The organism is Microbacterium sp. SWDP-B6 (genome assembly GCF_059803615.1).
In genome coordinates this window covers 1-22,916 of sequence record NZ_JAPFGV010000011.1, presented here as the reverse complement: position 1 = coordinate 22,916, position 22,916 = coordinate 1, and the positions used below count along the sequence as shown (strand labels likewise).

The window sequence follows — 22,916 nt, the reverse complement described above, 5'->3', positions numbered from 1 at the left end:
AGACGGCGGGAATCCTCCCACAGTCAACGATCACCCTCACGAAAGGAGCTCCTCATGGGACTCGACGACAAGATCAAGAACGCCGCTCAGGACATCGCCGGCAAGGCGAAGGAAGCGATCGGCAACGCGACCGACAACGACAAGCTCGCCGCCGAAGGCAAGGCGGACCAGGTCAAGGCCGACGCGAAGAAGGCCGGCGAGAACGTCAAGGACGCGTTCAAGAACTGACACACCCAGCGGGCGGGTGGAGGGCGATTCACACCTCCACCCGCCCGTTGCTGCGCGCGGGGAGGAGGGCATGAGACGATGCCCGAGATGGATGCCGCCGCCGACGAAGAGCTGCGCGAGCTTCGTGCTCGCGCGTACGGCCCTCATGCCGACATCGCGACCGACCCCGCCGCGGTCCGGCGGCTCGAGGAGCTCGAATCCTCACGCAGTGCAGCGGCTGTCCGGCGCGGGGGCAGCGATCACGCGGCGATCGCCGACTCCGGAGCAGATGGCGAGGCCGCCGAGCTGCGCGTCGTGCATCCCTCGGCCGATGCCGCACGAGAGAGCAGCGACCTTCTCGACCGGCTCGGCGACGAAGCCACGTGGGAGGAGCCGATCGCACGTGATGCTCCGACCGATGCGCCCCGGCAGGCTGGGCGCCTGACGCGGTGGCGGACGCCGCTGTGGGCGGCATCCGTCGTCATGGCTGCCGCGCTCGCAGCGATGATCACTTACGCGTTCGCGTCGATCCCTCCGGTGTCGTCGGCCGCGGGCGCGCCGCAGATCGCGACGCTCGAGCTGACGCGCACGGGAGCCGTACCGCCCGGGTGGTTCGGAGCGGAGGAGGACGTCGCGGCGGTCGAGTTCTACGGCCTGACGATCTTCGCGACCCCCGGGTGGGTCTCGGAGTCGGGGGATCGGTCGTCCGAGGATCGCTGCCTCAATGGCGTCCCGACGGAGGACGTGCCGCCGGAGGCGGACCCCGACGGATCGTCGTATGTCAGCGGGCGGATCTGGGGGGCGTGCAGCGTCGGATCGTTCCCGGCGACCTTCGCGATGCCGATCGACGGCGATGCTCCCGACGAGCTGATCGACCGCTACCCCGAGGGCGCCGCATTGCAGTTCGTTCTCGACGGCGACCGCGTCGCGGTCTTCCTCGACAGTGGCTCGGACTGACTCCGCCGCACCTCTTGACTCCGGCGCTCAGCGATCTAGCCTGGCAGGCATGTGCCGCAACATCATTCCGCTGAACAACCTCGCACCGCCCGCGACCGACGACGAGTGCCACGAGGCCGCCGTGCAGTTCGTGCGCAAGATCTCGGGCACGAACGCGCCGTCGCGGGCGAACCAGGAAGTGTTCGACCGCGCCGTCGCCGAGATCGAGCAGTCCGTGCGACGTCTTCTCGACGGTCTCGTGACGACGGCGCCGCCGAAGAACCGAGACGAGCAGCGCGAGAAGCGACAGGCGCGCTCGGCCGAGAGGTACGAGGCGATCCGTGTCTTCCAAGAGGCGAAGCGCGCCGCGCGGGCAGACTGACGCGGCTCGAGGATCCTGAGCGCACGTTCGAGGCCATCGCCGACAGGCTCTGAGAAGAATCTTCATCCACCTGCATCCAAAACCCGGGTTCCCGGGGAACAACTCCTATGAAGGGCCGCACAGGGCGGTCCGGGTACAGGAGGAACAGATGCGCAAGACAGTCGCCGCCGGCCTCGCCGTCGGAATGATCACCGCTCTCGGCCTGGCATTGCCGGCCGGCGCCGCCACCACCCAGGCGGCTCAGCTCTCCGTGTTGCACGCGATCCCCGACACCCCGGTCGACGTGTACGTCAACGGCGAGCTGACCCTCGACGACTTCGCCCCCGGCGACCTGGCCGGTCCGCTCGAGCTGCCGGCCGGCTCGTATGAGGTCGCCCTCACCGCTCCCGATGCCGCAGACGCGAGCGCTCCCATCCTCGGACCCGCGACGATCGCTCTCGACGCGGGCGGGAACTACACCGCCGTGGCCCACCTGACCGAAGCGGGCGAACCCGGCCTCAACCTGTTCACGAACGACATCTCGCAGACGGCACCCGGCCAGGGCAGGCTGACGGTGCGTCACACGGCCGCGGCACCCGCGGTCGACATCCTCGCCGGCGGCTCGCCCGTGATCGAGAACCTCACGAACCCGAACGAGGCGAAGCTCGACCTGCCCGCGGGAACCGTGTCGGCCGCCGTGGCACTCACGGGCACGACCGACCCGGTCATCGGCCCGGCGGACGTCGCGATCGAAGAGGGCGTCAACACGATCGTCTATGCCTGGGGCAGTGCCGAAGACGGCAACCTCGCGATCGCCGCGCAGACGATCTCGGGACTGCACTCGAACCCCGACGGAGTGCCCTCGGGCACCGCGGGCTACCTCGCCCAGCAGGACGCATCGGTGACCACGCTTCTCTCGGCGGGTCTCGTCGCCCTCGCGATCTCGGCCGCCGTGGGTGCGGGTCTGATCGTCCGTCGTCGCCAGACGGTGCGCTGATGCTCCGAGGCACGCCGCGAGAAGCCGGTCTGCGCCGCGTCATCCTGACGCTGGGCGCCCTGGTCACTGCGGCGTGCCTCGTGGCGTGCGCACCGGGAGGGGCGGGCGCGGAACTCCCTCCTTCCTCGGAGTCGCCCCCCACGACTCCACCGCCCGTCCCTCCCACTTCACCCCCCACCCCCACCCCCACCCCCACCCCCACCCCCATGAGAGACGTCGAGGTGCGGCCGGGTGCTCTCCCCACCCCGGAGGCATCCGTCGCTCCCGTGAGTCTGGCCATCCCGTCGCTCGCCATCGACATGCCGGTGACGGACGTCGGGGTGGCCGACACCGGACAGATGGAGCTGCCGACCGACCCGGCCGTCGCCGGGTGGTACCGATACGGGGCGGATGCCACGAGCACGAGCGGCCGGATTCTGATCGCAGCGCACGTCGACGCGGTCGACTATCCGATCGGACCGCTCGCTCGCCTGCGGGACGTGCCCGCAGGCGAGGCCGTCCGTCTCACCGCGGCAGACGGCACGAGTCGCGAGTTCGTGGTCCAATCCCTGACCTACTACGAGAAGACCTCGCTCCCCACGGCTGAGCTCTTCGAGCGCGGCGGGCCCTCCGCCCTGGTTCTCGTGACGTGCGGCGGCCCCTTCGACAGCCAGACCGGCCACTACCGCGATAACGTGGTGGCTGTGGCGGTCCCGCGATGAGGCGGGGTGATCACCATGGAGAGGAGACTCCGGGTGGATGAGACCACCGAAGCCGAGGCAGCGCTCGATCGACGTTTCGTCGCGGGCGACGAGCAGGCCCTCGCGGAGCTCTACCGACGCTGGTCGCCGGTCGTCTTCACCCTTGCGCTTCGTTCGCTCGGCGACCGGGGGGACGCCGAGGACGTCACACAGCGCACGTTCGTGTCGGCCTGGAACTCGCGCGCCGGATACGACTCGTCGAAGGCGCGCTTGTCGACCTGGCTGATCGCCATCGCGCGGCGTCGGATCGCCGACACGTTCGAGGCGCGGGCCAAGGTGCAGCAGCTGCAGGCCGAGATGGAGCGCCTCACTCCGCCGGACGCACTCGTCTCGGAGTCGATCGATCTGTCTGAGACGCTGCTGCTCTCGAGCGAGCTGCAGCAGCTCGCACCCGACGCGCAGGCGGTCATGCGACTGGCCTTCTACGATGACCTGACCCACGAAGAGATCTCACGCAGAATGGGGATGCCGCTCGGCACCGTGAAGAGCCATATCCGCCGAAGTCTTGCCCGAATGCGCGACCGATTGGAGGTGAACCATGTCACATCTCGATGACGAGAAGATCGCCCTGATCGCGATGGGTGAGCCGGCCGGCTCCGATGCAGACATGCAGCACCTCGTCGAATGCGAGTCCTGCGCGGCAGAGGTCGCCGAGATGTCCCGGGTGGCGCTCGTGGCGCGATCCAGCGTCGTCGAGGGCGACCTGGAAGCCCCGCCGGCAGACGTGTGGTCGCGGATCCATGGCGAGCTCGGTTTGACCGAGGCGGTCGCTGCCGATCCCGCGTCCATCGCTGGCGAGCTCGAACCCCCGCCGGAGCCCGAGCACGAGCCGGAGCCCGAGCTCGAGCCGGATTCGGAGCCGGCTGCTGCGGATGCCGGGCATCCGCGTCAGCGTGCTCGCGTGCGCTCGCGTCGTCGCTCCTCGGCATCCGTCTGGATCCTCGCCGCGTCGATGGCGCTCGTCGTCGCGATCGGCGCCGGTGTCTGGATCGCCCGTGCGCTGACGCCCTCGTCTGCCGTGATCGCCTCGGCCGAGCTCGCGGCGTTCCCCGATCACCCCGATGCGGTCGGGCAGGCGGAGGTCGACGACGACGGCGACGGCCGGCGCACGCTCACGGTGACGCTCGAAGGCGATGAGCTCGCAGACGGCGACTACCGCGAGGTGTGGCTGATCCGCGAAGACGGGCAGGCGCTGATCAGCCTCGGCGTGCTCGACGACGCGTCGGGCACCTTCCGTGTGCCCGACGGCGTCGACCTCGACGAGTACCGCCTGGTCGACATCTCCTTCGAGCCGGTGGACGGCGATCCGGCGCACTCGGGAGATTCGATCGTGCGGGGAGAACTCGACTTCGCCTGAGGGACGAGCACCACGCCGCGCGAGTTCCGAGCGCGCTGAGGCGCACTCGACTCAGGCGTGCGAGCTCTCGGCCTGCGCGAGGACGCGCTGCAGTGGTCGGTAGTGCTCGATCACGGCCGCGCGGTAGGCGTCGACGTCCCCGGCCCGCACGGCGGCGAGCATGTCGCCGTGCGCCACCGCGGTCTGATGGATGTCGTCGGGCTGATCGATGTCGAGCTGCGGCAGCACGGCTGTGTGCACGTCCCAGAAGGCGCCGACGAGCTGCCCGACGAGTCGGTTGCCGATCGCGTCGAAGAGCTTGGTGTGGAACAGGCGGTCGGCCTCGAGGAAGCGCTCGCCTCTGCTCGCCTTGTCGACCATCTCGGCGACGAGCTCGTCGAGCTCTCCGCCGGCATCGACCTGGGCGGCCGCCACGACACGCTCGGCCATCGAGAGGTCGAGCGCCAGGCGCACTTCGACGACCTCTCGCAGCGACTGCAGAGACCCTTCGGGGGAGAGGACCCCTCGGAAGACCAGTGCCTCGACCATCGGATCCAGTGACATCGGGCCGACGTAGGTGCCGTGGCCGTGCCGCACATCGACGATGTCGAGAGTCGACAGGGTGCGGATCGCCTCCCTGACCGACGAGCGAGACACATCGAGCTCTTCGCAGAGCTCGGCCTCGGTCGGAAGGGGGTCTCCGGGTGTCAGCCCGCGGGCGATGATGAGCTGCTTGATCTGATCCGCCGTCGTCGAGCGCCGCATCCGCGATGCCCTACTCGTGGTGGACTTCATCTGGTCTCCCTCTCGTCCCGACTGAAACGCTCCGATCATCTCACTCTTGTGATTCGACCGATCGTGTGTTTAGAGTACATCAGACATCAGATGTCCTCAAGATGTCCCCCACCCACCCTGGAGCACACATGAACCGACACGTCACCCGCCGCCGCGCGGGTCGATTCACGACACTGGTCGCCGGCACCGTCGCCGCCTCCGCCGTCCTGGCCGGCTGCGCCGCCGGAGCGACCCCCGCACCCGACGACGGCGCGTCCGCCGGCGCCGTCGATCCCGACGCGATCATCGAAGCGGGCATCTCGTACACGCTCAACGGCAGCTTCGACCCGATGGTCGCCTCCGGCGCCGTCACGGTGTCTGCGAACTGGCATGTCTTCGAGGGCCTCGTCGACCTCGACCCCGTCACGCAGGAGGCCGCCCCCGCACTCGCCGCCGACCTCCCGACCAAGGTCGATGACACCACGTACGAGATCGACCTCCGCGAGGGCGCGACGTTCCAGAACGGCGACCCGGTCACCGCAGACGACGTCGTCTTCAGCTACGAGCGCGTCCTGAACCCCGACAACAACTCGCTGTTCCGGACCTTCATCGACTTCGTCGACACGGTGACCGCGGTCGACGAGGACACGGTGCGGATCACGACCGACTATCCGTTCTCCCTCATCGAAGAGCGCCTCGGCGTCGTAAAGATCGTGCCCAAGGCGGTCGTCGAAGCAGACCCCGAGGGCTTCGGTGCGAACCCCGTCGGCTCCGGTCCCTACTCGCTGGTCTCCGCCGTGCCCGAGGACAAGCTCGTCTTCGAGCGCTACGACGACTACAACGGGCCGCACCCGGCACTCGCCGCGGGCATGAACTGGAACCTGCTGTCCGACGCCTCAGCCAGAGTCACGGCGATGTCGACCGGCACGATCCAGGCGATGGAGGACGTGCCCTACATCGACGTCGACTCGCTCGCATCCGCCGCCGATGTCGAGAGCGTGCAGTCGTTCGGGCTGCTGTTCATGATGTTCAACACGAAGGCCGCGCCGTTCGACGACGTCCGGGTGCGTCAGGCCATGCATTACGCGCTCGACATGGACAAGATCATCGAGACGGGGATGCTCGGCAACGCGACCCCCGCCACGTCGTTCCTGCCCGAGACGTACCCGAATTACAACGAGGCCTCGACGGTCTACAGCTACGACCCCGAGAAGGCCGAAGAGCTGCTCGCCGAGGCGGGCGTCGACGACCTGTCGATCACGCTGCTCACCACCGACACCGGCTGGGTGAAGGAGGTCGCACCCCTGATCAAGGAGTCGCTCGACGCCATCGGGATCGACACGACGCTCGACATCGGGCAGTCCGCTTCCATGTACGAGAAGGTCGACTCCGGCGACTACACGGTCGCGATCGCTCCGGGAGACCCGTCGGTCTTCGGCGTCGACCCCGACCTGCTCATGAACTGGTGGTACGGCGAGAACGTCTGGACCCAGACCCGCACCAACTGGGCCGATTCGGCCGAGTACGCCGAGCTGCGCACGCTCCTCGACGACGCCGTGCAGCAGCAGGGCGACGAGCAGCAGGCCACGTGGGACAAGGCGTACGACCTGATCGCCGATGAGGCCGTGCTCTACCCGCTGTTCCACCGCAAGCTGCCCACCGCGTGGAGCAGCCAGGAGCTGATCGGCTTCGCTCCCGTCCCCACCACCGGCCTGTCGTTCCTCGACGTCGGCGTGGCGGCGAAGTAGTCCCGGTCTCCACGGCGGGGGTGCGCGCCCGAGCGCATCCCCGCCACACCTCCCCGAACCTGGAAGGAGCGGCACGTGTCCAACACGCTCCGCCTCATCGGACGACGGCTGCTGCAGCTGCCGTTCATGATCCTCGGCATCACGTTCCTCGTCTTCTTCGTGATGTCGTTCTCGCCCGTCGACCCGGCACGCACCGCGCTCGGCGAGACCGCATCCCCGGAGGCGCTGCAGGCGTACCGGGAGCAGTACGGCCTCGATCAGCCGCTGCTCGCGCGCTACTTCACCTTCCTGGTGGGGCTGCTGCAGGGCAACCTCGGCACCTACTCGGCACGGAGCCTTCCGGTGATCGACGAGGTCGTCCGCGCCTTCCCCGTCACGCTGGCGCTGACCTTCCTCGGCCTCCTCATCGCCGTCATCGTCGCCTTCGCGATCGGCGTCCTCGCCGCCGTCTATCGTGACCGCTGGCCCGACCAGCTCATCCGCATCATCGGGGTGGCGTCGCTGTCGACGCCCTCGTTCTGGCTCGCGATCCTGCTCATCCAGCTCTTCACCCTCGGGCTGAACGTGCTGCCCGCGTCCGGTCCCCTGCCCGATCCGTGGGCCGACCCGGCAGGGTGGCTCGCCCGCATGGCGCTGCCGGCCATCGCGCTCGCCGTTCCGGTGATCGGTCAGCTCTCCCGCGTCGTGCGCACCTCGATGGTCGAGGAGCTCGACCGGGATTACGTGCGCACGGCACTCGGCGCCGGCATCCCGCGGACCGTCGTCGTCGGTCGCAACGTGCTGCGCAACGCCCTGATCACGCCCGTGACCGTGCTCGGTCTGCGCATCGGCTACCTCATCGGCGGGGCGGTGGTGATCGAGATCATCTTCGCGATCCCCGGCATGGGCACCCTGATCCTCAACGGCGTGACCAACAACGAACCCAATCTCGTGCAGGGCGTGACTCTCGCAGTGTCACTGGCCTTCGTGGTGATCAACATCATCGTCGACCTCCTGTACGTGCTCATCAATCCCCGAATCCGGGCGGTGTGACATGCGACGCAAACTGACTGAACGACTCTCGCTTCCGGGACTCCGCCTCGGCGGCCTGTCCCTCGGCTCCCTGATCTGCATCGTGGTGCTCGCAGTGATCGCGTTGGCCGCGATCGCCGCACCCCTGATCGCGCCGTTCGACCCGCTGGCATCCGGTGCCCCGGTGCAGCCGCCGAGCGCGGAGCACTGGTTCGGCACCGACCGCCAGGGCCGCGACATCTTCTCCCGACTGGTGTACGGCGCCCGGTACTCCCTGGTGATCGGGCTCGGCGCGACCCTGGTCGCACTCGCCGCGGCCTGCGTGTTCGGCACCATCGCCGCCACCGCCCCTCGGTGGATCTCCGAGACCCTCATGCGGGTGATGGACGTGGTGATGTCCTTCCCGGGCATCGCGCTCGCCGCGGTGTTCGTGGCGGTGTTCGGCAAGTCGCTGCCGGTGCTCGTGCTCACGATCGCCTTCCTCTATGTGCCGCAGCTCACCCGCATCATCCGCGCGAACATCCTCGATCAGTACGGCGAGGACTACGTCTCGGCCGTGCGCGTCATGGGCGCGGGCACTCCGAGGATCATCGCCAAGCACGTCGCCCGCAACGCGATGGCCCCGGTGCTCGTCTTCGCGACCGTGCTCGTCGCCGACGCGATCGTCTTCGAGGCGTCGCTGTCGTTCCTGCAGGCCGGCGTGCCCGACCCCGAGCCGTCGTGGGGCAACGTGATCGCCGCCGGTCGCAACCTGCTGATGAGCGGGGCGTGGTGGGCGACGTTCTTCCCCGGCATCCTCATCATGCTGACGGTGCTCTGCCTCAACATCCTCTCCGAGGGGATGACCGATGCGATGGTGTCGCCGCGGGCACGAAAGATCACCGCCGATGCCGCGAACACCGAGGAGTCGACGCACGAGCTCGAAGAGGCGGCCGCCGGCCACGACGACACGAATGTGATCGTCACGGTCGACACCGCCGTCAATCTCTCCGTTCCGAGCGGCGTGCCGGACGTGCTGGTGCCGGTGGCACCCGCGGTGCCTCTCTCCGAGCGGCTCGCCGTTCTGCGGCAGCGCGAGCTCTCCCGCACCGATCGGCTCGTCTACGGGGGCGACGAGACCCCGTTGCTCGATGTGCAGGACCTCTGCATCTCGTTCCCGCGGCACGGCGACGTCGACGTGGTCGACCATGTCAGCTTCACGGTGCGCCCCGGCGAGACCATGGCGCTGGTGGGCGAGTCTGGCTGCGGCAAGTCGATCACCTCGCTGGCCATCATGGGCCTGCTCGACCCGAAGGCCGACGTTCGAGGACGCATCCTCTTCGACGGCCAGGATCTGCTGCAGATGACCCCGAAGCGACGCAACGCGCTGCGGGGCCACGACATCGCGATGATCTACCAGGATGCGCTGAGCTCGCTGAATCCGGCGATGCTCATCCGCTCGCAGATGAAGCAGCTCACCTCGAGGGGTGGCACCCGCACGGCCGAGGACCTCCTCGAGCTGGTGGGTCTCGACCCCGCGCGCACGCTCGCCTCGTATCCGCACGAGCTGTCGGGAGGTCAGCGGCAGCGCGTGCTGATCGCGATGGCGCTCACCCGCGACCCGCGACTGGTGATCGCCGATGAGCCGACCACGGCTCTCGACGTCACGGTGCAGGCGCAGGTCGTCGAGCTGCTGATGCGGCTGCAGCGCGAGCTCGGCTTCGCTCTCGTCTTCGTCTCGCACGACCTCGCGCTCGTCGCAGAGCTCACCCACCGCATCACGGTGATGTACGCGGGGCAGGTCGTCGAGCAGGGCACGACCCGCGAGATCCTGACGCAGCCGGTGCATGAGTACACGCAGGGGCTGCTCGGCGCCGTACTGTCGATCGAGGCGGGCTCCGACAGGCTCCACCAGGTCTCCGGCGTCGTCCCGTCGCCGCGTGACTTCCCCGCCGGCGACCGCTTCGCTCCTCGTTCGTCCGACCCGGCCCGCTACGCGGGGGTCGCGCCGGTGCGCCGGCGGATCGAGGGAACCGAGCACTACTACTCGGCGCATCCGGACGATGCGCCCATCGATGCGATCGGAGCAGGACGATGAGCGAGACCGTCATCGAGCTCGAGGACGTCCACGTCCGCTACAAGACGCGTGCGTCGTCGCTGTTCAGGCCGAAGTACGTCGACGCACTGGCCGGTGTCTCGCTCACCGTCAAACGGGGGCAGACCCTGGGGATCGTCGGCGAGTCGGGGTCGGGCAAGTCCACCTCGGCCAAGGTTCTGGTCGGCCTCGAGAAGCCGACCAGCGGCCGCGTCGTGTTCGACGGCGAGACGGTGACCTCGTTCACGCCGGCAGTGCGCCGACGGCTCGGGCGGATCCTGTCGGTCGTCTTCCAGGACCCTGCCACGGCTCTGAACGCCCGGATGACCGTGCGCGATGCGCTGCTCGACCCGATGCAGGTGCACCGGCTCGGCACGCCGGCGAGCCGTGACCGCAAGGTGCGCGATCTGATCGGACTCGTCGGTCTGCCGGCCTCCGCACTCGAGGCGTTGCCCAGCCAGCTCTCCGGCGGTCAGCGTCAGCGTGTCGCGATCGCGAGGGCGCTGGTGCTGGATCCGCAGGTGATCGTCGCCGACGAACCCACCTCGGCGCTCGACGTCTCGGTGCGGGCTCAGATCCTCAACCTGCTCACCGACCTGAAGGAGCAGCTCGGCCTCGGCATGGTCTTCATCTCGCACGACATCCAGACCGTCCGCTACCTCTCAGACGAGATCGCCGTGATGAACCGGGGGAGGGTCGTCGAGTTCGGCGATGCCGCCCGCGTGTTCGAGGCGCCCTCCGACGAATACACCAGAACGCTGCTGGGCGCCGCGCCCTCGCTGCTCGAACCGACCAACTGAAACGACCGGAACACAATGACTGCTGCATCCTCCTCCGTCACCTTCACCGGTGTCATCCCGCCCGTCGCCACCCCGCTGCTGCCCGACGGCACGATCGACCACGTCTCGCTCGAGCGTCTCGTCGAGCGACTGATCGCCGAGGGCGTCTCGGGTCTGTTCGCGCTCGGGTCGACGGGCGAGACCGCCTACTTCACCGACGACCAGCGCGTCGAGCTGCTCACCACGATCGTCAGGGTGAACGCCGGTCGGGTGCCGATCATCGCCGGTGCGATCGAGCTGACTGCTCCCCGCATCATCGAGACCGCGCGTCGTCTGGTGGCGGCCGGCGCACAGGCGATCGTCACGACGGCACCTCTCTACACACTGAATTCCGCCGCAGAGGTCGCCGATCACTTCCGGGCGATCGCCGCGGCGATCGACGTGCCGCTGTGGGCGTACGACGTGCCCGTGCGGGTGCACTCCAAGCTCGGCATCGACCTGCTCGTGCGACTCGGCGCCGAGGGAGTCATCCACGGGGTCAAGGACTCCTCGGGCGATGACGTCTCGTTCCGCCGTCTGATCGCCGCGAACGACGCCGCCGGGCGTCCGCTGCAGCTGCTCACCGGCCACGAGGTCGTCGTCGACGCGATGGCCCTGGCCGGAGCCGACGGTGTGGTGCCGGGCTTCGCGAACGTCGAGGCCGCGGGCTACGTCAGGCTGTGGGATGCCACGCAGCGCGGCGACTGGACAGAGGCGCGCACCGAGCAGGAGCGCATCAACCGCGCGTTCGACATCGTCTTCGCACCGCAGGGCCTCTCGGGTGACGCGACCGGAGTGGGCGCGTTCAAGGCCGCCATGCATGCCCGCGGCATCATCGACCACGCGACGATGGCCGACACCGTGCAGTCGCTCGATGCCGACACCGTCACGCGCATCCGTCAGATCCTCTCGGAGCAGGGGATGCTGCCGGTCGTCGTCTCCTGATGGCGCATCGTCTCGTGCCAGCGCATCATGCCGGATCAGCGCATCGTGTCGGATCAGCGGAGTCGCGCGAGGTGGTGCTGGCCGTCGACATCGGCGGCACGAAGACGTCGGCGGCCCTCGCCGATCGTGGCGACATGCTGCTGTGCACCGAGACGGCGCCCACGCGAGCAGCGGAAGGACCGGCGGCGGTCGTCTCGACCGTCGCCGGTCTGGCGCAGAGACTTCTCGACGGATCACCCGCACGTCTCTCGGGCGTCGGGATCGGCGCGGCCGGGGTCGTGAACGCCGTCACCGGCACGATCGTCTCGGCGACCGACACCTTCGCCGACTGGCCGGGCACCCCCGTCGCCGAGCTGGTGCGCGAGGCGCTGGGCGACCTGCTGGTGCCCCGCGCCCCGGTCGTCGTGCAGAACGACGTCGACGCGCATGCCGAGGGCGAGCACCGGCACGGGGCGGCGGCCGGTGCGGCCAGCGTGCTCGTCGTCGCCGTGGGAACCGGTGTCGGGGCGGGGCTCATCCTCGACGGCAGCGCCGTGCGCGGCGCACACCACGTCGCCGGCGAGATCGCCCACCTGCCGACCCCGGGGGCCGAGCATCTGCGCTGCCCCTGCGGGCGCATGGGGCATCTCGAGGCAATCGGCTCCGGCGTCGGTCTGCACGCGCACTTCCGGTGGCTGGGCGGGGATCCGCACATCATCGACGCCCGCGGGGTCGCAGCCGCCGCAGCCGACGGCGACCCGATCGCCATCCGTGCCGTCGGAGAGTCCGCCGCTGCCGTCGGGCGCGCGCTCGCCGGCGCCGCGACCATCCTCGACCCGGAGCGCATCGTGATCACCGGGGGAGTGCCGAAGATCGGCGACGCGTGGTGGACGCCGATGCTGAGCGCGTACGCGGACGACGCCATCGATGCACTGCAGTCCACTCCGATCCTGCCGGGCGAGCTCGGTGACGACGCGCCCCTGCGGGGCGCCGCAGCATCCGCCTGGAGGGCGATATGACATCCATCGACATCCTCGACGAGCTGCGAGGGGGCCTCATCGTCTCGTGCCAGGCCTACCCCGGCGAGGCGATGCGCGATCCCCGCACCATGGCGCAGGTCGCGCAGGCGGCGGTCGTCGGCGGAGCCGCCGGCATCCGGGTGCAGGGCCTCGACGACATCAGAGCCGTCGCCGAGATGACCGTGCCGGTGATCGGGCTCTGGAAGGACGGCGACGCCGACGTCTTCATCACCCCGACGCTCGAGCACGCCAAGGCGGTCGCTGACGCAGGTGCCGACATCGTCGCGATCGACGGGACCCGCAGGCGCAGGCCGGACGGCAAGAGCCTCGCCGAGACGGTCGCGGCGCTCCGCGAGCACACGGACGCCCTGATCATGGCCGACTGCGGCTCGCTCGACGACGCACTGGCGGCCGAGCGGGCCGGCGTGGACATCCTCGGCACGACGCTCTCGGGCTACACGGCCGAGCGCCCGAAGACCGAGGGGCCGGATCTCGAGCTGATCTCGCTCCTCACCGCCCGCTGCAGCACCCCGATCATGGCGGAGGGGCGGATCCACTCGCCTGCGCAGGCGGCGGCAGCGGCCGCCGCCGGCGCGTTCGCCGTGTGCGTCGGCACCGCGATCACCCACCCGGCGACCATCACGTCATGGTTCGTCGCCGCACTCACCGAGGAGAGCTGATGGACGTCGTCATCGCACCCGAAGCCCAGATCGGCGAGATCGTCGCCGACGACATCGCCGCCCTGATCGCAGCTCGGCCGGATGCCGTGCTCGGCCTCGCGACGGGATCGAGTCCGCTGCGCATCTATGACGCGGTCGCCGAGCGCGTCGAGCGCGGGGAGCTCTCCCTCGCGCGCGCTCGGGGGTTCATGCTCGACGAGTATGTCGGACTGCCCCTGGGGCATCCGTGCCGCTACAGCACGGTGATCGACGAGGACTTCGTCTCGCGCGTCGATCTCGCCCCCGGTGCGGTGCGCGGGCCGGACGGTGACGCCGCCGATCTCGACGCGGCGTGTGCCGGCTATGAGAAGGCGATCCGCGATGCCGGCGGCGTCGACCTGCAGATCCTGGGCATCGGCACGGACGGGCATATCGCGTTCAACGAGCCCGGCTCGTCGCTGGCGTCGAGGACCCGAGTGAAGACACTCACCGCACAGACCCGTGAAGACAACGCCCGTTTCTTCGGCGGCGACGTCGACGCGGTGCCGTATCACTGCCTCACGCAGGGGCTCGGCACGATCATGGACGCGCGACGCATCGTGCTCGTCGCGACCGGTGAGGCGAAGGCAGAGGCCGTCGCGCAGCTCGTCGAAGGGGCGGTGTCGGCCCGATGGCCCGCGACGATCCTGCAACACCACCGACGCGTCACCGTGCTCGTCGATGACGCGGCCGCGTCCCGGCTCGCGCTCGCCGAGTACTACCGGCACACTCAGGCGCACCGCCACCTGGTGTCATGAACGAGCCGCTCGCACCGCTGCTGGTCAGCTCCTACGCGGTGTCTCCCGCGCATGCGACCTGGGATCCCGATCTCGAGGCCGAACTCCTGCCCGCGCTCTGCGCGCTGCCCGATGTCGTGGGGCTCGAGGTGCCGTGGATCGGGGGCCTGCACCCCCATGATCCGGGGTGGTTCCTGCGCCACGTGCCTGCCGCGGCCGAGCTCGCGGTGACCCCGCTGCCATGGGTGATGAAGCGGTGTGCGGCCGACGCCCGCTACGGCATCGCCTCTCCGGATGAGGACGGGCGTCGCGCCGCCATCGCCGACCTGCGCGCAGTCGCCCGAGACGTGCGGCGGATCGACCACGACACCGATGCCTCGGTCACGGTGGTCGCGCTCCACACCGCCCCGCAGGGGGGAGGAGATCGAGCGCGTCTGGCGGCATCGCTCGCCGAGATCACCGGATGGGACTGGGCGGGAGCGCGGCTCGTCATCGAGCACTGCGACGCCGCGGTGCCGGGTCACCCGTGGGAGAAGGGCTTCCTGACGCTGGACGACGAGCTCGGCGCGATGCTCTCGGTCGACGCTCCGCTGGCGCTCTGGCTGAACTGGGGTCGCTCGGTGATCGAGACGCGCGACGCCGACGCGGTGACCGGGCAGATCGCGGAGGCGGCGGCGACCGGTCGGCTCGCCGGGCTGACGTTCTCGGGGTCGGCAGCGATCGACGGCCCCTATGGCCCAGCCTGGACGGACGGGCACCTGCCGCTCGCGGCAGCGGATCCCGCATCCGGTTCGCTGTTGGATGCGGCCCACGTCGCCGCCGCGCTCGCCTCCGCCGGTCAGGTCGAGCGACTCGGGCTGAAGGTCAGCCGACGGCCGGGAGACACGACGGCGGAAGATGTCATCCGGACGGTCGACGACAATCTGCGCGAGTTGAGGGCGGCTGCCCGCGCGTGAACCCGGTCTCCGCGCTTTCTACGCAGCACGCTCCCGCACGGCAGGCCGGGTGAGGCGTGGGATCAACGAGGGCGTGCTCTCGCGGTACTCGACGTAGTCGGCGCGGTCGCCCCACTTCTTCTCGGCGCGCGCTTCGAGCAGTGGGATGCCGCTCACGCGGGTGAGCAGCAGGATCACGAACAGCGGCGACAGGATCGCGACCCACTGCCACCCCGCGAGCACGGGTGCGGCGGTCAGGAACACGCCCACCCAGATGACGATCTCGCCGAAGTAGTTCGGGTGCCGCGAGCGCGACCACAGGCCGGTACGGATGAACTCGTCCTTGTTCTTAGGGTCGGCGCGGAACGCCGACTTCTGTGCGTCGGCGACGATCTCGATGGTCATGCCGAGCAGCCACACGACGATGCCCACGACAGTCAGCCATCCGATTGGCGCTCGTGCCGCAGCATCCGTGCTGATCGCGATCCATGCCGCCGCCGCCGTGATCGACACCCACGCACCCTGGATCACCCACACCTGCAGGAAGCGCACGGGCGAGCCCTTGATCTCGTCGAAGCGGCCGTCGGATCCGGCCTTGTGCACGCGCATCGCGAGGAAGGATCCGAGGCGGGCGGCCCACAGGATCACCATCGCCGCGAGGATCCAGCTGCGCGCATCGGGCATAGGCGTCACCAGCACGAGAGTGACCGAGATGGCAAGGAAGGTGAGGCTGCCGGTGAGGTCGAAGAACCGCTCGGTGCGCAGGATCATCGCCGGGATGAACGCGATGACCTGGATGGCGAATGCCGCGGCGACGGCGAGGGCGAACAGCGGGATGCCGCCGATCGCCCCACCGCCCTGGCTCCCGGCGAGTGCGACGAGGGCTCCGATGACGAGCGCGACGATGATCGCGATGAGAGACGATCGCGAAGACTTGGGGGTGGAGGAGGTGGGGGAGGACATCGTTCTCTTTCTGCTTCTCAGAGGTACAGGTCTTCGACGGTGACGGCGGCGCGATCCAGCACGACGCTCCGCTTGAGCTTCATGGTCGGTGTGACCAGCGCGCGGTCGTCGAGGTCGGCGAAGACGACGCTGAACCGGCGCACCTGCTCGCTGCGGGCCACGAGTGCGTTGGCGGCGTCGACGGCATTCTGCAGGCGAGCGCGCAGGGTCGGGTCGGTCACGGCGCGGAGGTCGGCCTCGGCGATCGGAGGGATGCTGACGCCTTCGGATGCCGCCCAGGCCACGGTCTGCTCGGGGTCGAGCACGAGAAGCGCCGAGAGATACGGCTTGCCCTCGCCCACCATCACCGCGTGCGAGACGAGCGGATCCGCCTCGACCGCGCTCTCCCACCGCGTCGGCACCACCGTCTTGCCGTTCGAGGTCACGATCACGTCTTTGAGTCGGCCTTCGAGGAAGAGCCGGCCCTGGTCGTCGAGCCGCCCGAGGTCGCCGGTGCGGAAGAAGCCGTCGACGAAGGCACCCTCGTCGTGGGCCGGGTTGCGGTACCCGCCGAAGACGCCGATGCCGTTGGCGAGCACCTCGCCGTCGTCGCTGATGCGCACGGTGAGCCCTGGCAGCGGCGAGCCGACGCTGCCGGAGGCGATGCGACCGGGCAGGTTGCCGGTGAGCGGCGCCGTCGTCTCGGTGAGACCGTAGCCCTCGATGACGGGAACGCCGATGCCGCGGAAGAAGAGCGAGAGCTCGGCGTCGAGCGCGGCTCCACCCGACAGGATGTATCCGACGCGCCCGCCCATCACGGTGCGGAGGCGGCGGTAGAAGAGAGCGTCGAAGAAGCGGTGCCGCAGGCTGAGCCCGAGGTCTTTCGGGAGACGGCGGCCGGCGTCGATCCGTTCGGCGCGGTGGCCCCAGGCGATGGCCGTCGACCGGGCCTTCGCCCACACCGCCGAGAGCTTCTTCTCGGCGGCTTTGTCGGCCGCGGCGGCCTGGATCTTCTGCAGCACCCGCGGAACGACGACCAGGAATGTCGGGCGCAGAGTGTCGAGGGTCGCGACGACCGTCGAGGGATCGGAGAGGTGCGCGATGCGCATGCCGCTGGCCAGGCAGATCAGCTGCAGCCCGCGCGCCAGCACGTGGGCGAGGGGCAGGAAGATGACGGTGTTGCCCTGCTCGTTCACGATCTCGCGATACGCGGCGGCGATGTTGAGGACCTGCCCGAGGAAGTTCCGGTGCGTGAGCACGACGCCCTTGGGCTCGCCCGTGGTGCCCGAGGTGTAGACGATCGTCGCGGGGTCGTCCTGCGAGGCCGAGGTCCTGCGAGCCTCGAGTTCGTCGTCGGCGACGTCGACGCCCCGCGCGACCAGGTCGGAGAGCGTGCCGGATGCTGCGGCATCCATCGTCCAGGCGCCGAGAGTGTTCCGTCCGGTCTGCGTGAGCGCCGCCCGCAGAAGCACCGCGTGCTCAGTGGTGCCGCCGATCGCCAGGCGCACGCCGGCATCGGCGACGATGGCATTGACCTGCGACGGCGATGACGTCTCGTAGATCGGCACGACGACGGCGCCGGCGAACCAGGAGGCGAGGTCGGCGACGGCCCATTCGTAGCGCGTCGGCGCCATGATCGCGATGGGGTCGCCGGCCCGCACGCCCTGGGCGATGAAGCCCTTGGCCAGAGCGCGCACCTGGGTGAGGAACTCCCGAGTCGTGATCGGGCGCCACGGTCCTCGAGCATCCGCGCCTTTGACCTCGAAGGCGACGTGATCGGGAGCTGCGGCTGCGCGTGCGACCAGCAGGTCGGTGACGTTGCGGTACCCGTCGAGGTCGGCGAGCGGCGGGGTCGACGATTCGATCATCGGAACTCCTCTCGGGCGCGCGAGAACGGGCCCATCTGCTCCTGTTCGGAGCCCGCGAGGAATCGGATGGGGTGAGAAGGCCATCCGGGCGAGGGAGAGGTTCTCGTATGACCCCCGGTTACCCCTCATGACACCGGGGCGGATCCGACCTCCGTCGCGACCTAGTGTGCTGATTCACCGGGCTCGCGTCGTGAGGCCCGTTCACCGCTGTCAGAGGAGACGATCATCACTGCCCGCACATCGGCCGAGCCGAAGCCCCTCATCCTCAACCTGTTCGAGATGAACTGCGTGAGCCACATCACGCACGGGCTGTGGCGCCTGCCAGGGAACAATCGCGACCGCTACACGGACATCCGGTACTGGACGGAGCTCGCGCGCACCGCCGAGCGGGGTGGATTCGACGCGATCTTCATCGCCGACGTCGTCGGTGCGTACGACGTCTTCCGCGGTGGCCCCGCGGATGCCCTGCGCGAGGGGCTGCAGATCCCGAACAATGATCCGATGCTCGTCGTCCCGGCGATGGCGGCGGTGACCGAGCACCTCGGATTCGGCATCACCTTCTCGACGAGCTACGAGCCGCCGTTCGGGTTCGCCCGTCGGATGAGCACCCTCGACCACCTCACCAACGGGCGCGTGGCCTGGAACATCGTCACGTCCTACCTGCCGAATGCGGCGCGGAACTTCGGCCTGGCCGAGGAGATCCCGCACGATGAGCGCTTCGCGATCGCGGAGGAGTACCTCGACGTCGTCTACAAGCTCTGGGAGGGATCGTGGGACGACGACGCCGTGATCCGCGACCGAGCGGCCGGGGTGTACTCCGATCCCTCGAAGGTCAGATACATCGACCACGAGGGCGAGTACTTCCGGGTCGCGGGCCCTCATCTCTCCGAGCCGAGCGTGCAGCGCACCCCTGTGCTGTTCACCGCGACCGCGTCGCCCGCGGGCATCGACTTCGCCGGTCGTCATGCTGAAGCGGTGTTCACCGGTGTCCGCGGCCCCGGAGGCGCGGGACCGCTGATCGACCGGTTCCGTGACTCGGCGAGGCGGAACGGCCGTGACGGCAGTTCGGTGAAGATCGTCGTGCAGGCCGCCGTGATCGTCGCCCCGACACAGGAGGAGGCCGAGCGCAAGGCCCAGGAGTATCGCGAGCACGCGAGCCTCATCGGCCGGTTCGTGCATGCGAGCCTGCCGTTCGACCCCACCGCGCACCCGGCGGAGCGCACGATCGCGGATGCGCTCGCCGCCGAGGGTCTGCCGGATGACACGCTGCCTCCGCAGTCGGTGTCGGGCACCGTGGGTGATTTCATCGAACGCGTCGGCGCAGAGCTCGAGCAGGACTTCTTCGCGGTCGGCACTCCCGAGGTCGTCGCCGACGAGATCGAGCGCTGGCTCGACGAGGTGGGCATCGACGGCATCAACCTCCGCCAGTACCACAGCTACGACACCCTGCAGGATTTCGTGGAGCTCGTCGTCCCCGAGCTCCAACGGCGGGGACGGCTGCGCACCGCCTACGTGCCGGGCGAGACCCTACGCGAGCGGCTGACCGGCGGCGGAGCGCGTCTCCCTGACGACCACCCGGCGGCGCGGTATCGCGGCGGAACCGGACTGGGCGGCACTCGACCGGCGGACTCCCGCCTGATCGGAGCCTCGGCATGAGCACGGCCACCGCTCCGAGCATCTCGTCCGTCGACTCGCCCGTTGCCGCGTCGACCGACCGACTCGCTGCGGCGCGCGAGCGATTCGCCCCGCTCTTCGCGGAGATCGCCGCGGGTGCGGCGTCGCGGGAGGCCTCGCGCGAGCTCCCCGTCGACGAGGTCCGACGCCTCGCCGCCGCGGGGTTCGGCGCCCTGCGCCTCGACGTGTCGGAAGGCGGAGGCGGGTTGACCGCCGGCGAGCTCGTCGAGCTGCTCATCGACCTCGGTGCCGCCGACGCCAACCTTCCGCAAATCTGGCGCAACCACATCGCCTTCGTGGAAGACCGCCTCTGGCATCGTGAGGGCGGTGCTGACGACGTCTGGATAGCCCGCATCGCCCAGGGCGCTTTCGTCGGCGGTGCCTGGTCGGAACGCGCCACCGTGCCAGGCGCCAGGAGCAGCACGCGCTTCGACGCGTCGACGCGGCCCCCGACGGTGAGCGGCACCAAGTACTACAGCACCGGCAGCCTCTACGCCGACTGGATCACGGTGACCGCGAAGACGGATGACGGCGCGGATGTGCTCGTGGTCGTCGATGCCTCGGAAGCGGGCGTCGTGCGTCATGACGACTGGGGCGGTATCGGCCAACGGCTCACCGCCAGCGGCACGACCGAGCTCCGAGACGTCCCCGTCGCGGGTGACGCCGTGTTCCCGGACGGAGGTCGCTCGCCCCACCAGGAGACCATCTACCAGCTGGTGCTCGTCGCCGCGGTGGCGGGTGTGGCCGTCGGAGCGCGGGATGACGGTGCTGCCGCCGTCCGTGCACGGGTGCGCAACTATCCGCAGGGTCTCGCCGCTCTGCCGAGGGAGGACGCGATCGTGCAGGAGACGATCGGCGGCGTGGCGGCCGCCGCCGCGGCGGCTCGAGCCGTGGTCGTGCATGCGGCGCGCGAACTCGACGCCGGGCTGGAGGCCCTCCGTGCCGCCCGTGCGAGCGCCGAGGGGCTGCGCGCCGAGGACGCGAGGGGCAGCGACCTGCTGCATCCTGCCGCCGTCGCCACCTACGAGGCCCAGATCGTCACTGCCGACGCCGCCCTGCGCGCCTCGACCGAGCTGTTCGACGCGCTCGGATCCTCGTCGGTCGAACACAGGGCAGGCCTCGATCGGCACTGGCGCAACGCCCGTACCCTCATCTCCCACAACCCCCGTGGTTACAAGGCGAGGCTTCTCGGCGACTGGTACGTCAACGGAGCCGACCCCGATCCGTGGGCGGCTCGCCATGAGCCGCTTCCCGATCCCGCAGAGCGCGAGCCCGGTGCTGATCCTGATTCGAGGTCCGCCCCGGGAGCCGACACGCAACGTCATACAGCGACACCGACCGACGATCCCGGTCACCGCTGGTAACAGCGCGTGCGCAGGGCCCGATCCAGCCGCAGGATGGTCAACCACACGGGCACAGCAGTGGCCTTGTCGCATCCCGCCCCCCGCATCTCGAACCCAGCCTCAGGAGAATCCGCCATGTCCCGAATCACCGGACGACGAGTCAGACTCGCCGCCGCAGCCGTCGCCGCGCTCAGCATCGCGCTCGTCGGCTGCTCCGCCCAGCCGGCGTCCACCGACGCCGACGGCGGATCCCTCGTGTACCTCGACGCCGAGATCCCCACCTCCGCGCAGGTGCAGGAGTCCGGCACGTGGCAGACGCGTGCACTGCAGCAGAACATCACCGACCGGCTGCTGTACCGCAACCCCGACACGAACCAGCTGGAGCCCTGGATCGCCGAGTCGTGGACGGTCAGCCCTGACGGCCTCACCTACACGTTCGTGATCCGTGACGGCGTCACCTACAGCGACGGCACCGATCTCGACGCGTCGAGCGTCGCGAAGAACCTCGAGTGGCAATCCGCGGGCGACGAAGCGGTGGGCACCACCCCGAACGCCCAGTTCCCGAGCGGTCTGGCGGCGACCGCCGACGACGCGAGCCGCACGGTGACCGTCACGCTCCCCGAGCCGTACGCGCCGTTCCTCAACGTGCTCACCGGCTGGGGCTCCGGCCTCGTCGCGGATGCGACGATCGACGCGAGCAAGGAGGATCAGTCGAAGTTCGTGAACCTGATCGGGAGCGGGCCCTTCGTCGTCACCTCGGAGACCTACGGCAAGGAGATCGTGCTCGAGCGCCGCGACGGCTACGCCTGGGCGCCAGAGAGCTCGCCGAACCAGGGCGAGGCGCACCTCGCCCAGGTCACCGTGATCCCCGTGCAGGAGGACAGCGTTCGGCTCGGCACCCTCACGTCGGGGGAGGCCGACGTGATCCGTTACGTCCAGCCCAGTGAAGAGCAGGGACTCGCGGATGCCGGGTATGAGATCGTCTCGAAGACCGGCGTCGGCCTGAGCAACCAGTGGTTCCTGCGTCCCGGCGCCCCGCACTTCGACGACATCCAGGTGCGCAGAGCCCTGCTGCATGCGATCGACCGCGAGCAGATCATCGAGACTCAGTACACCGAGAGCTGGACGGCCGCGAGCTCGGTGCTGTCGCCGGACACCTTCGGTTACGTCGACGAGTCGGCGAAGTTCGAGTACGACCCCGATGAGGCGAACAGCCTGCTCGACGCGGCGGGATGGACGGAGCGCGACTCCGACGGCTATCGCACCAAGGGCGGCGAGCGCCTGACGCTCAAGACCTATATCGACGTCTACGACAACACCGCGAAGAGTCTCTTCCAGCAGATCCAGAACCAGTTCAAGGACGTCGGCATCGAGCTGGCGCTGAACGAGCTCGACTACTCGACCTACTGGGCGACCGCCTTCGCGGACCCCGAAGTCGGACCGCTGCGGGTGGGATGGCCGCACCCGGACGCCTCGAAGGGTCTCAGCGAGTACTACGGCTCGGCAGGCTCGGATCTGCTCGGCCTCGCCGGGTCCGACCAGACCCTGCAGTCGCTGCTGGACTCGCAGTATGCCGCGACCGACGATGAGGCCCGGACGGCGATCCTCGGACAGATCCAGGACTATCTGATCGATCAGGCGTACGTGGTCCCGATCCTGAACGACAGCCAGGTGTACGTCACCCAGCAGCACGTGAAGGGCTTCCGCCTCACGGACGGCGCTTTGCCGGAGTTCTACAACGCCTCGATCGAGGACTGACCCGACGGGAGGGCGC

Annotated in this window: 22 protein-coding genes; 19 read left to right on the top strand and 3 right to left on the bottom strand. The window is 69.4% G+C overall.

Annotated features, from left to right (window positions below; all coding sequences use genetic code 11):
• The first annotated feature begins 54 nt into the window (after positions 1–54).
• From OPU70_RS13540 to OPU70_RS13510, 7 genes are all read left to right on the top strand, one after another.
• On the top strand, positions 55–228 hold the full coding sequence (locus OPU70_RS13540) for a CsbD family protein (RefSeq protein WP_042541591.1): 174 nt from the start codon (positions 55–57) through the stop codon (positions 226–228).
• A 78-nt stretch (positions 229–306) separates the two neighbouring features.
• Complete coding sequence (locus tag OPU70_RS13535; RefSeq protein ID WP_498558010.1) at positions 307–1,164, top strand: hypothetical protein; 858 nt, start codon at positions 307–309, stop codon at positions 1,162–1,164.
• A 49-nt stretch (positions 1,165–1,213) separates the two neighbouring features.
• Positions 1,214–1,525, top strand: a complete 312-nt coding sequence (locus OPU70_RS13530) for a DUF2277 domain-containing protein (protein ID WP_056374724.1) — start codon at positions 1,214–1,216, stop codon at positions 1,523–1,525.
• A gap of 148 nt (positions 1,526–1,673) precedes the next feature.
• Positions 1,674–2,501, top strand: a complete 828-nt coding sequence (locus OPU70_RS13525; protein WP_056374722.1) for a DUF4397 domain-containing protein — start codon at positions 1,674–1,676, stop codon at positions 2,499–2,501.
• Positions 2,502–2,707: 206 nt separating this feature from the next.
• The gene (locus OPU70_RS13520; RefSeq protein ID WP_475123252.1) at positions 2,708–3,202 is read left to right on the top strand and encodes a class F sortase; all 495 of its coding nucleotides are present in this window, start codon (positions 2,708–2,710) and stop codon (positions 3,200–3,202) included.
• Between the two features lie 33 nt (positions 3,203–3,235).
• Positions 3,236–3,796, top strand: a complete 561-nt coding sequence (locus tag OPU70_RS13515; RefSeq protein WP_309691937.1) for an RNA polymerase sigma factor — start codon at positions 3,236–3,238, stop codon at positions 3,794–3,796.
• The gene (locus OPU70_RS13510) at positions 3,780–4,598 is read left to right on the top strand and encodes an anti-sigma factor (RefSeq protein WP_042536880.1); all 819 of its coding nucleotides are present in this window, start codon (positions 3,780–3,782) and stop codon (positions 4,596–4,598) included. The genes OPU70_RS13515 and OPU70_RS13510 overlap by 17 nt, the downstream gene beginning before the upstream one ends.
• 51 nt (positions 4,599–4,649) lie before the next feature.
• Here the strand turns inward: OPU70_RS13510 and OPU70_RS13505 are convergent, their stop codons facing one another.
• On the bottom strand, positions 4,650–5,372 hold the full coding sequence (locus tag OPU70_RS13505) for a FadR/GntR family transcriptional regulator (RefSeq protein WP_042536924.1): 723 nt from the start codon (positions 5,370–5,372) through the stop codon (positions 4,650–4,652).
• Between the two features lie 128 nt (positions 5,373–5,500).
• On the opposite strand from OPU70_RS13505, the gene OPU70_RS13500 reads away from it, so the two are divergent.
• From OPU70_RS13500 to OPU70_RS13460, 9 genes are all read left to right on the top strand, one after another.
• A complete protein-coding gene (locus OPU70_RS13500; RefSeq protein WP_042536879.1) occupies positions 5,501–7,099 on the top strand; it encodes an ABC transporter substrate-binding protein in 1,599 nt (532 codons plus the stop codon).
• Positions 7,100–7,174: 75 nt separating this feature from the next.
• Positions 7,175–8,131, top strand: a complete 957-nt coding sequence (locus OPU70_RS13495) for an ABC transporter permease (RefSeq protein WP_498558009.1) — start codon at positions 7,175–7,177, stop codon at positions 8,129–8,131.
• A 1-nt stretch (position 8,132) separates the two neighbouring features.
• Positions 8,133–10,187 carry a dipeptide/oligopeptide/nickel ABC transporter permease/ATP-binding protein gene (locus OPU70_RS13490; protein ID WP_498558008.1) on the top strand — a complete coding sequence of 685 codons (2,055 nt, stop codon included), beginning with the start codon at positions 8,133–8,135 and terminating at the stop codon, positions 10,185–10,187.
• Positions 10,184–10,984: an ABC transporter ATP-binding protein gene (locus OPU70_RS13485; protein ID WP_042536874.1), complete on the top strand. Its 801-nt coding sequence runs from the start codon at positions 10,184–10,186 to the stop codon at positions 10,982–10,984. The genes OPU70_RS13490 and OPU70_RS13485 overlap by 4 nt, the downstream gene beginning before the upstream one ends.
• Before the next feature lie 15 nt (positions 10,985–10,999).
• Complete coding sequence (locus tag OPU70_RS13480) at positions 11,000–11,947, top strand: dihydrodipicolinate synthase family protein (protein ID WP_042536873.1); 948 nt, start codon at positions 11,000–11,002, stop codon at positions 11,945–11,947.
• A 14-nt stretch (positions 11,948–11,961) separates the two neighbouring features.
• Complete coding sequence (locus OPU70_RS13475; protein ID WP_231567446.1) at positions 11,962–12,945, top strand: ROK family protein; 984 nt, start codon at positions 11,962–11,964, stop codon at positions 12,943–12,945.
• Positions 12,942–13,625, top strand: coding sequence for an N-acetylmannosamine-6-phosphate 2-epimerase (locus OPU70_RS13470; protein WP_042536872.1), 684 nt, complete (start codon positions 12,942–12,944; stop codon positions 13,623–13,625). Before OPU70_RS13475 ends, OPU70_RS13470 begins: the two co-directional genes overlap by 4 nt.
• On the top strand, positions 13,625–14,401 hold the full coding sequence (gene nagB, locus OPU70_RS13465; RefSeq protein ID WP_042536871.1) for a glucosamine-6-phosphate deaminase: 777 nt from the start codon (positions 13,625–13,627) through the stop codon (positions 14,399–14,401). Before OPU70_RS13470 ends, nagB begins: the two co-directional genes overlap by 1 nt.
• Positions 14,398–15,336 (top strand): DUF4862 family protein, encoded by a 939-nt coding sequence (locus tag OPU70_RS13460; protein WP_052492817.1) that lies wholly within the window; start codon positions 14,398–14,400, stop codon positions 15,334–15,336. The genes nagB and OPU70_RS13460 overlap by 4 nt, the downstream gene beginning before the upstream one ends.
• A gap of 18 nt (positions 15,337–15,354) precedes the next feature.
• Here the strand turns inward: OPU70_RS13460 and OPU70_RS13455 are convergent, their stop codons facing one another.
• Together OPU70_RS13455 and OPU70_RS13450 are read right to left on the bottom strand one after the other, a co-directional pair.
• Positions 15,355–16,278: a DUF1295 domain-containing protein gene (locus OPU70_RS13455; RefSeq protein ID WP_498558007.1), complete on the bottom strand. Its 924-nt coding sequence runs from the start codon at positions 16,276–16,278 to the stop codon at positions 15,355–15,357.
• A 17-nt stretch (positions 16,279–16,295) separates the two neighbouring features.
• A complete protein-coding gene (locus OPU70_RS13450) occupies positions 16,296–18,125 on the bottom strand; it encodes an AMP-dependent synthetase/ligase (protein ID WP_311877905.1) in 1,830 nt (609 codons plus the stop codon).
• A 207-nt stretch (positions 18,126–18,332) separates the two neighbouring features.
• Here OPU70_RS13450 and OPU70_RS13445 point away from each other — a divergent pair, with 207 nt between their 5' ends.
• From OPU70_RS13445 to OPU70_RS13435, 3 genes are all read left to right on the top strand, one after another.
• The gene (locus OPU70_RS13445; protein WP_331451821.1) at positions 18,333–19,781 is read left to right on the top strand and encodes an LLM class flavin-dependent oxidoreductase; all 1,449 of its coding nucleotides are present in this window, start codon (positions 18,333–18,335) and stop codon (positions 19,779–19,781) included.
• Positions 19,778–21,163, top strand: coding sequence for an acyl-CoA dehydrogenase family protein (locus OPU70_RS13440; RefSeq protein WP_498558006.1), 1,386 nt, complete (start codon positions 19,778–19,780; stop codon positions 21,161–21,163). Before OPU70_RS13445 ends, OPU70_RS13440 begins: the two co-directional genes overlap by 4 nt.
• 114 nt (positions 21,164–21,277) lie before the next feature.
• Entirely contained in the window at positions 21,278–22,900 is a 1,623-nt protein-coding gene (locus OPU70_RS13435) for an ABC transporter substrate-binding protein (RefSeq protein ID WP_498558005.1), read from the top strand.
• The last annotated feature ends 16 nt before the right edge of the window (positions 22,901–22,916 follow it).

What these genes read in the sequence shown, in the direction of transcription:
- OPU70_RS13540 (WP_042541591.1), top strand. Translation starts at nt 55, where the DNA reads ATGGGACTCGACGACAAGATCAAGAACGCCGCTCAGGACATCGCCGGC.
- OPU70_RS13535 (WP_498558010.1), top strand. Translation starts at nt 307, where the DNA reads ATGCCCGAGATGGATGCCGCCGCCGACGAAGAGCTGCGCGAGCTTCGT.
- OPU70_RS13530 (WP_056374724.1), top strand. Translation starts at nt 1,214, where the DNA reads ATGTGCCGCAACATCATTCCGCTGAACAACCTCGCACCGCCCGCGACC.
- OPU70_RS13525 (WP_056374722.1), top strand. Translation starts at nt 1,674, where the DNA reads ATGCGCAAGACAGTCGCCGCCGGCCTCGCCGTCGGAATGATCACCGCT.
- OPU70_RS13520 (WP_475123252.1), top strand. Translation starts at nt 2,708, where the DNA reads ATGAGAGACGTCGAGGTGCGGCCGGGTGCTCTCCCCACCCCGGAGGCA.
- OPU70_RS13510 (WP_042536880.1), top strand. Translation starts at nt 3,780, where the DNA reads ATGTCACATCTCGATGACGAGAAGATCGCCCTGATCGCGATGGGTGAG.
- OPU70_RS13505 (WP_042536924.1), bottom strand. Translation starts at nt 5,372, where the DNA reads ATGAAGTCCACCACGAGTAGGGCATCGCGGATGCGGCGCTCGACGACG.
- OPU70_RS13500 (WP_042536879.1), top strand. Translation starts at nt 5,501, where the DNA reads ATGAACCGACACGTCACCCGCCGCCGCGCGGGTCGATTCACGACACTG.
- OPU70_RS13490 (WP_498558008.1), top strand. Translation starts at nt 8,133, where the DNA reads ATGCGACGCAAACTGACTGAACGACTCTCGCTTCCGGGACTCCGCCTC.
- OPU70_RS13485 (WP_042536874.1), top strand. Translation starts at nt 10,184, where the DNA reads ATGAGCGAGACCGTCATCGAGCTCGAGGACGTCCACGTCCGCTACAAG.
- OPU70_RS13480 (WP_042536873.1), top strand. Translation starts at nt 11,000, where the DNA reads ATGACTGCTGCATCCTCCTCCGTCACCTTCACCGGTGTCATCCCGCCC.
- OPU70_RS13470 (WP_042536872.1), top strand. Translation starts at nt 12,942, where the DNA reads ATGACATCCATCGACATCCTCGACGAGCTGCGAGGGGGCCTCATCGTC.
- nagB (WP_042536871.1), top strand. Translation starts at nt 13,625, where the DNA reads ATGGACGTCGTCATCGCACCCGAAGCCCAGATCGGCGAGATCGTCGCC.
- OPU70_RS13460 (WP_052492817.1), top strand. Translation starts at nt 14,398, where the DNA reads ATGAACGAGCCGCTCGCACCGCTGCTGGTCAGCTCCTACGCGGTGTCT.
- OPU70_RS13455 (WP_498558007.1), bottom strand. Translation starts at nt 16,278, where the DNA reads ATGTCCTCCCCCACCTCCTCCACCCCCAAGTCTTCGCGATCGTCTCTC.
- OPU70_RS13450 (WP_311877905.1), bottom strand. Translation starts at nt 18,125, where the DNA reads ATGATCGAATCGTCGACCCCGCCGCTCGCCGACCTCGACGGGTACCGC.
- OPU70_RS13440 (WP_498558006.1), top strand. Translation starts at nt 19,778, where the DNA reads ATGAGCACGGCCACCGCTCCGAGCATCTCGTCCGTCGACTCGCCCGTT.
- OPU70_RS13435 (WP_498558005.1), top strand. Translation starts at nt 21,278, where the DNA reads ATGTCCCGAATCACCGGACGACGAGTCAGACTCGCCGCCGCAGCCGTC.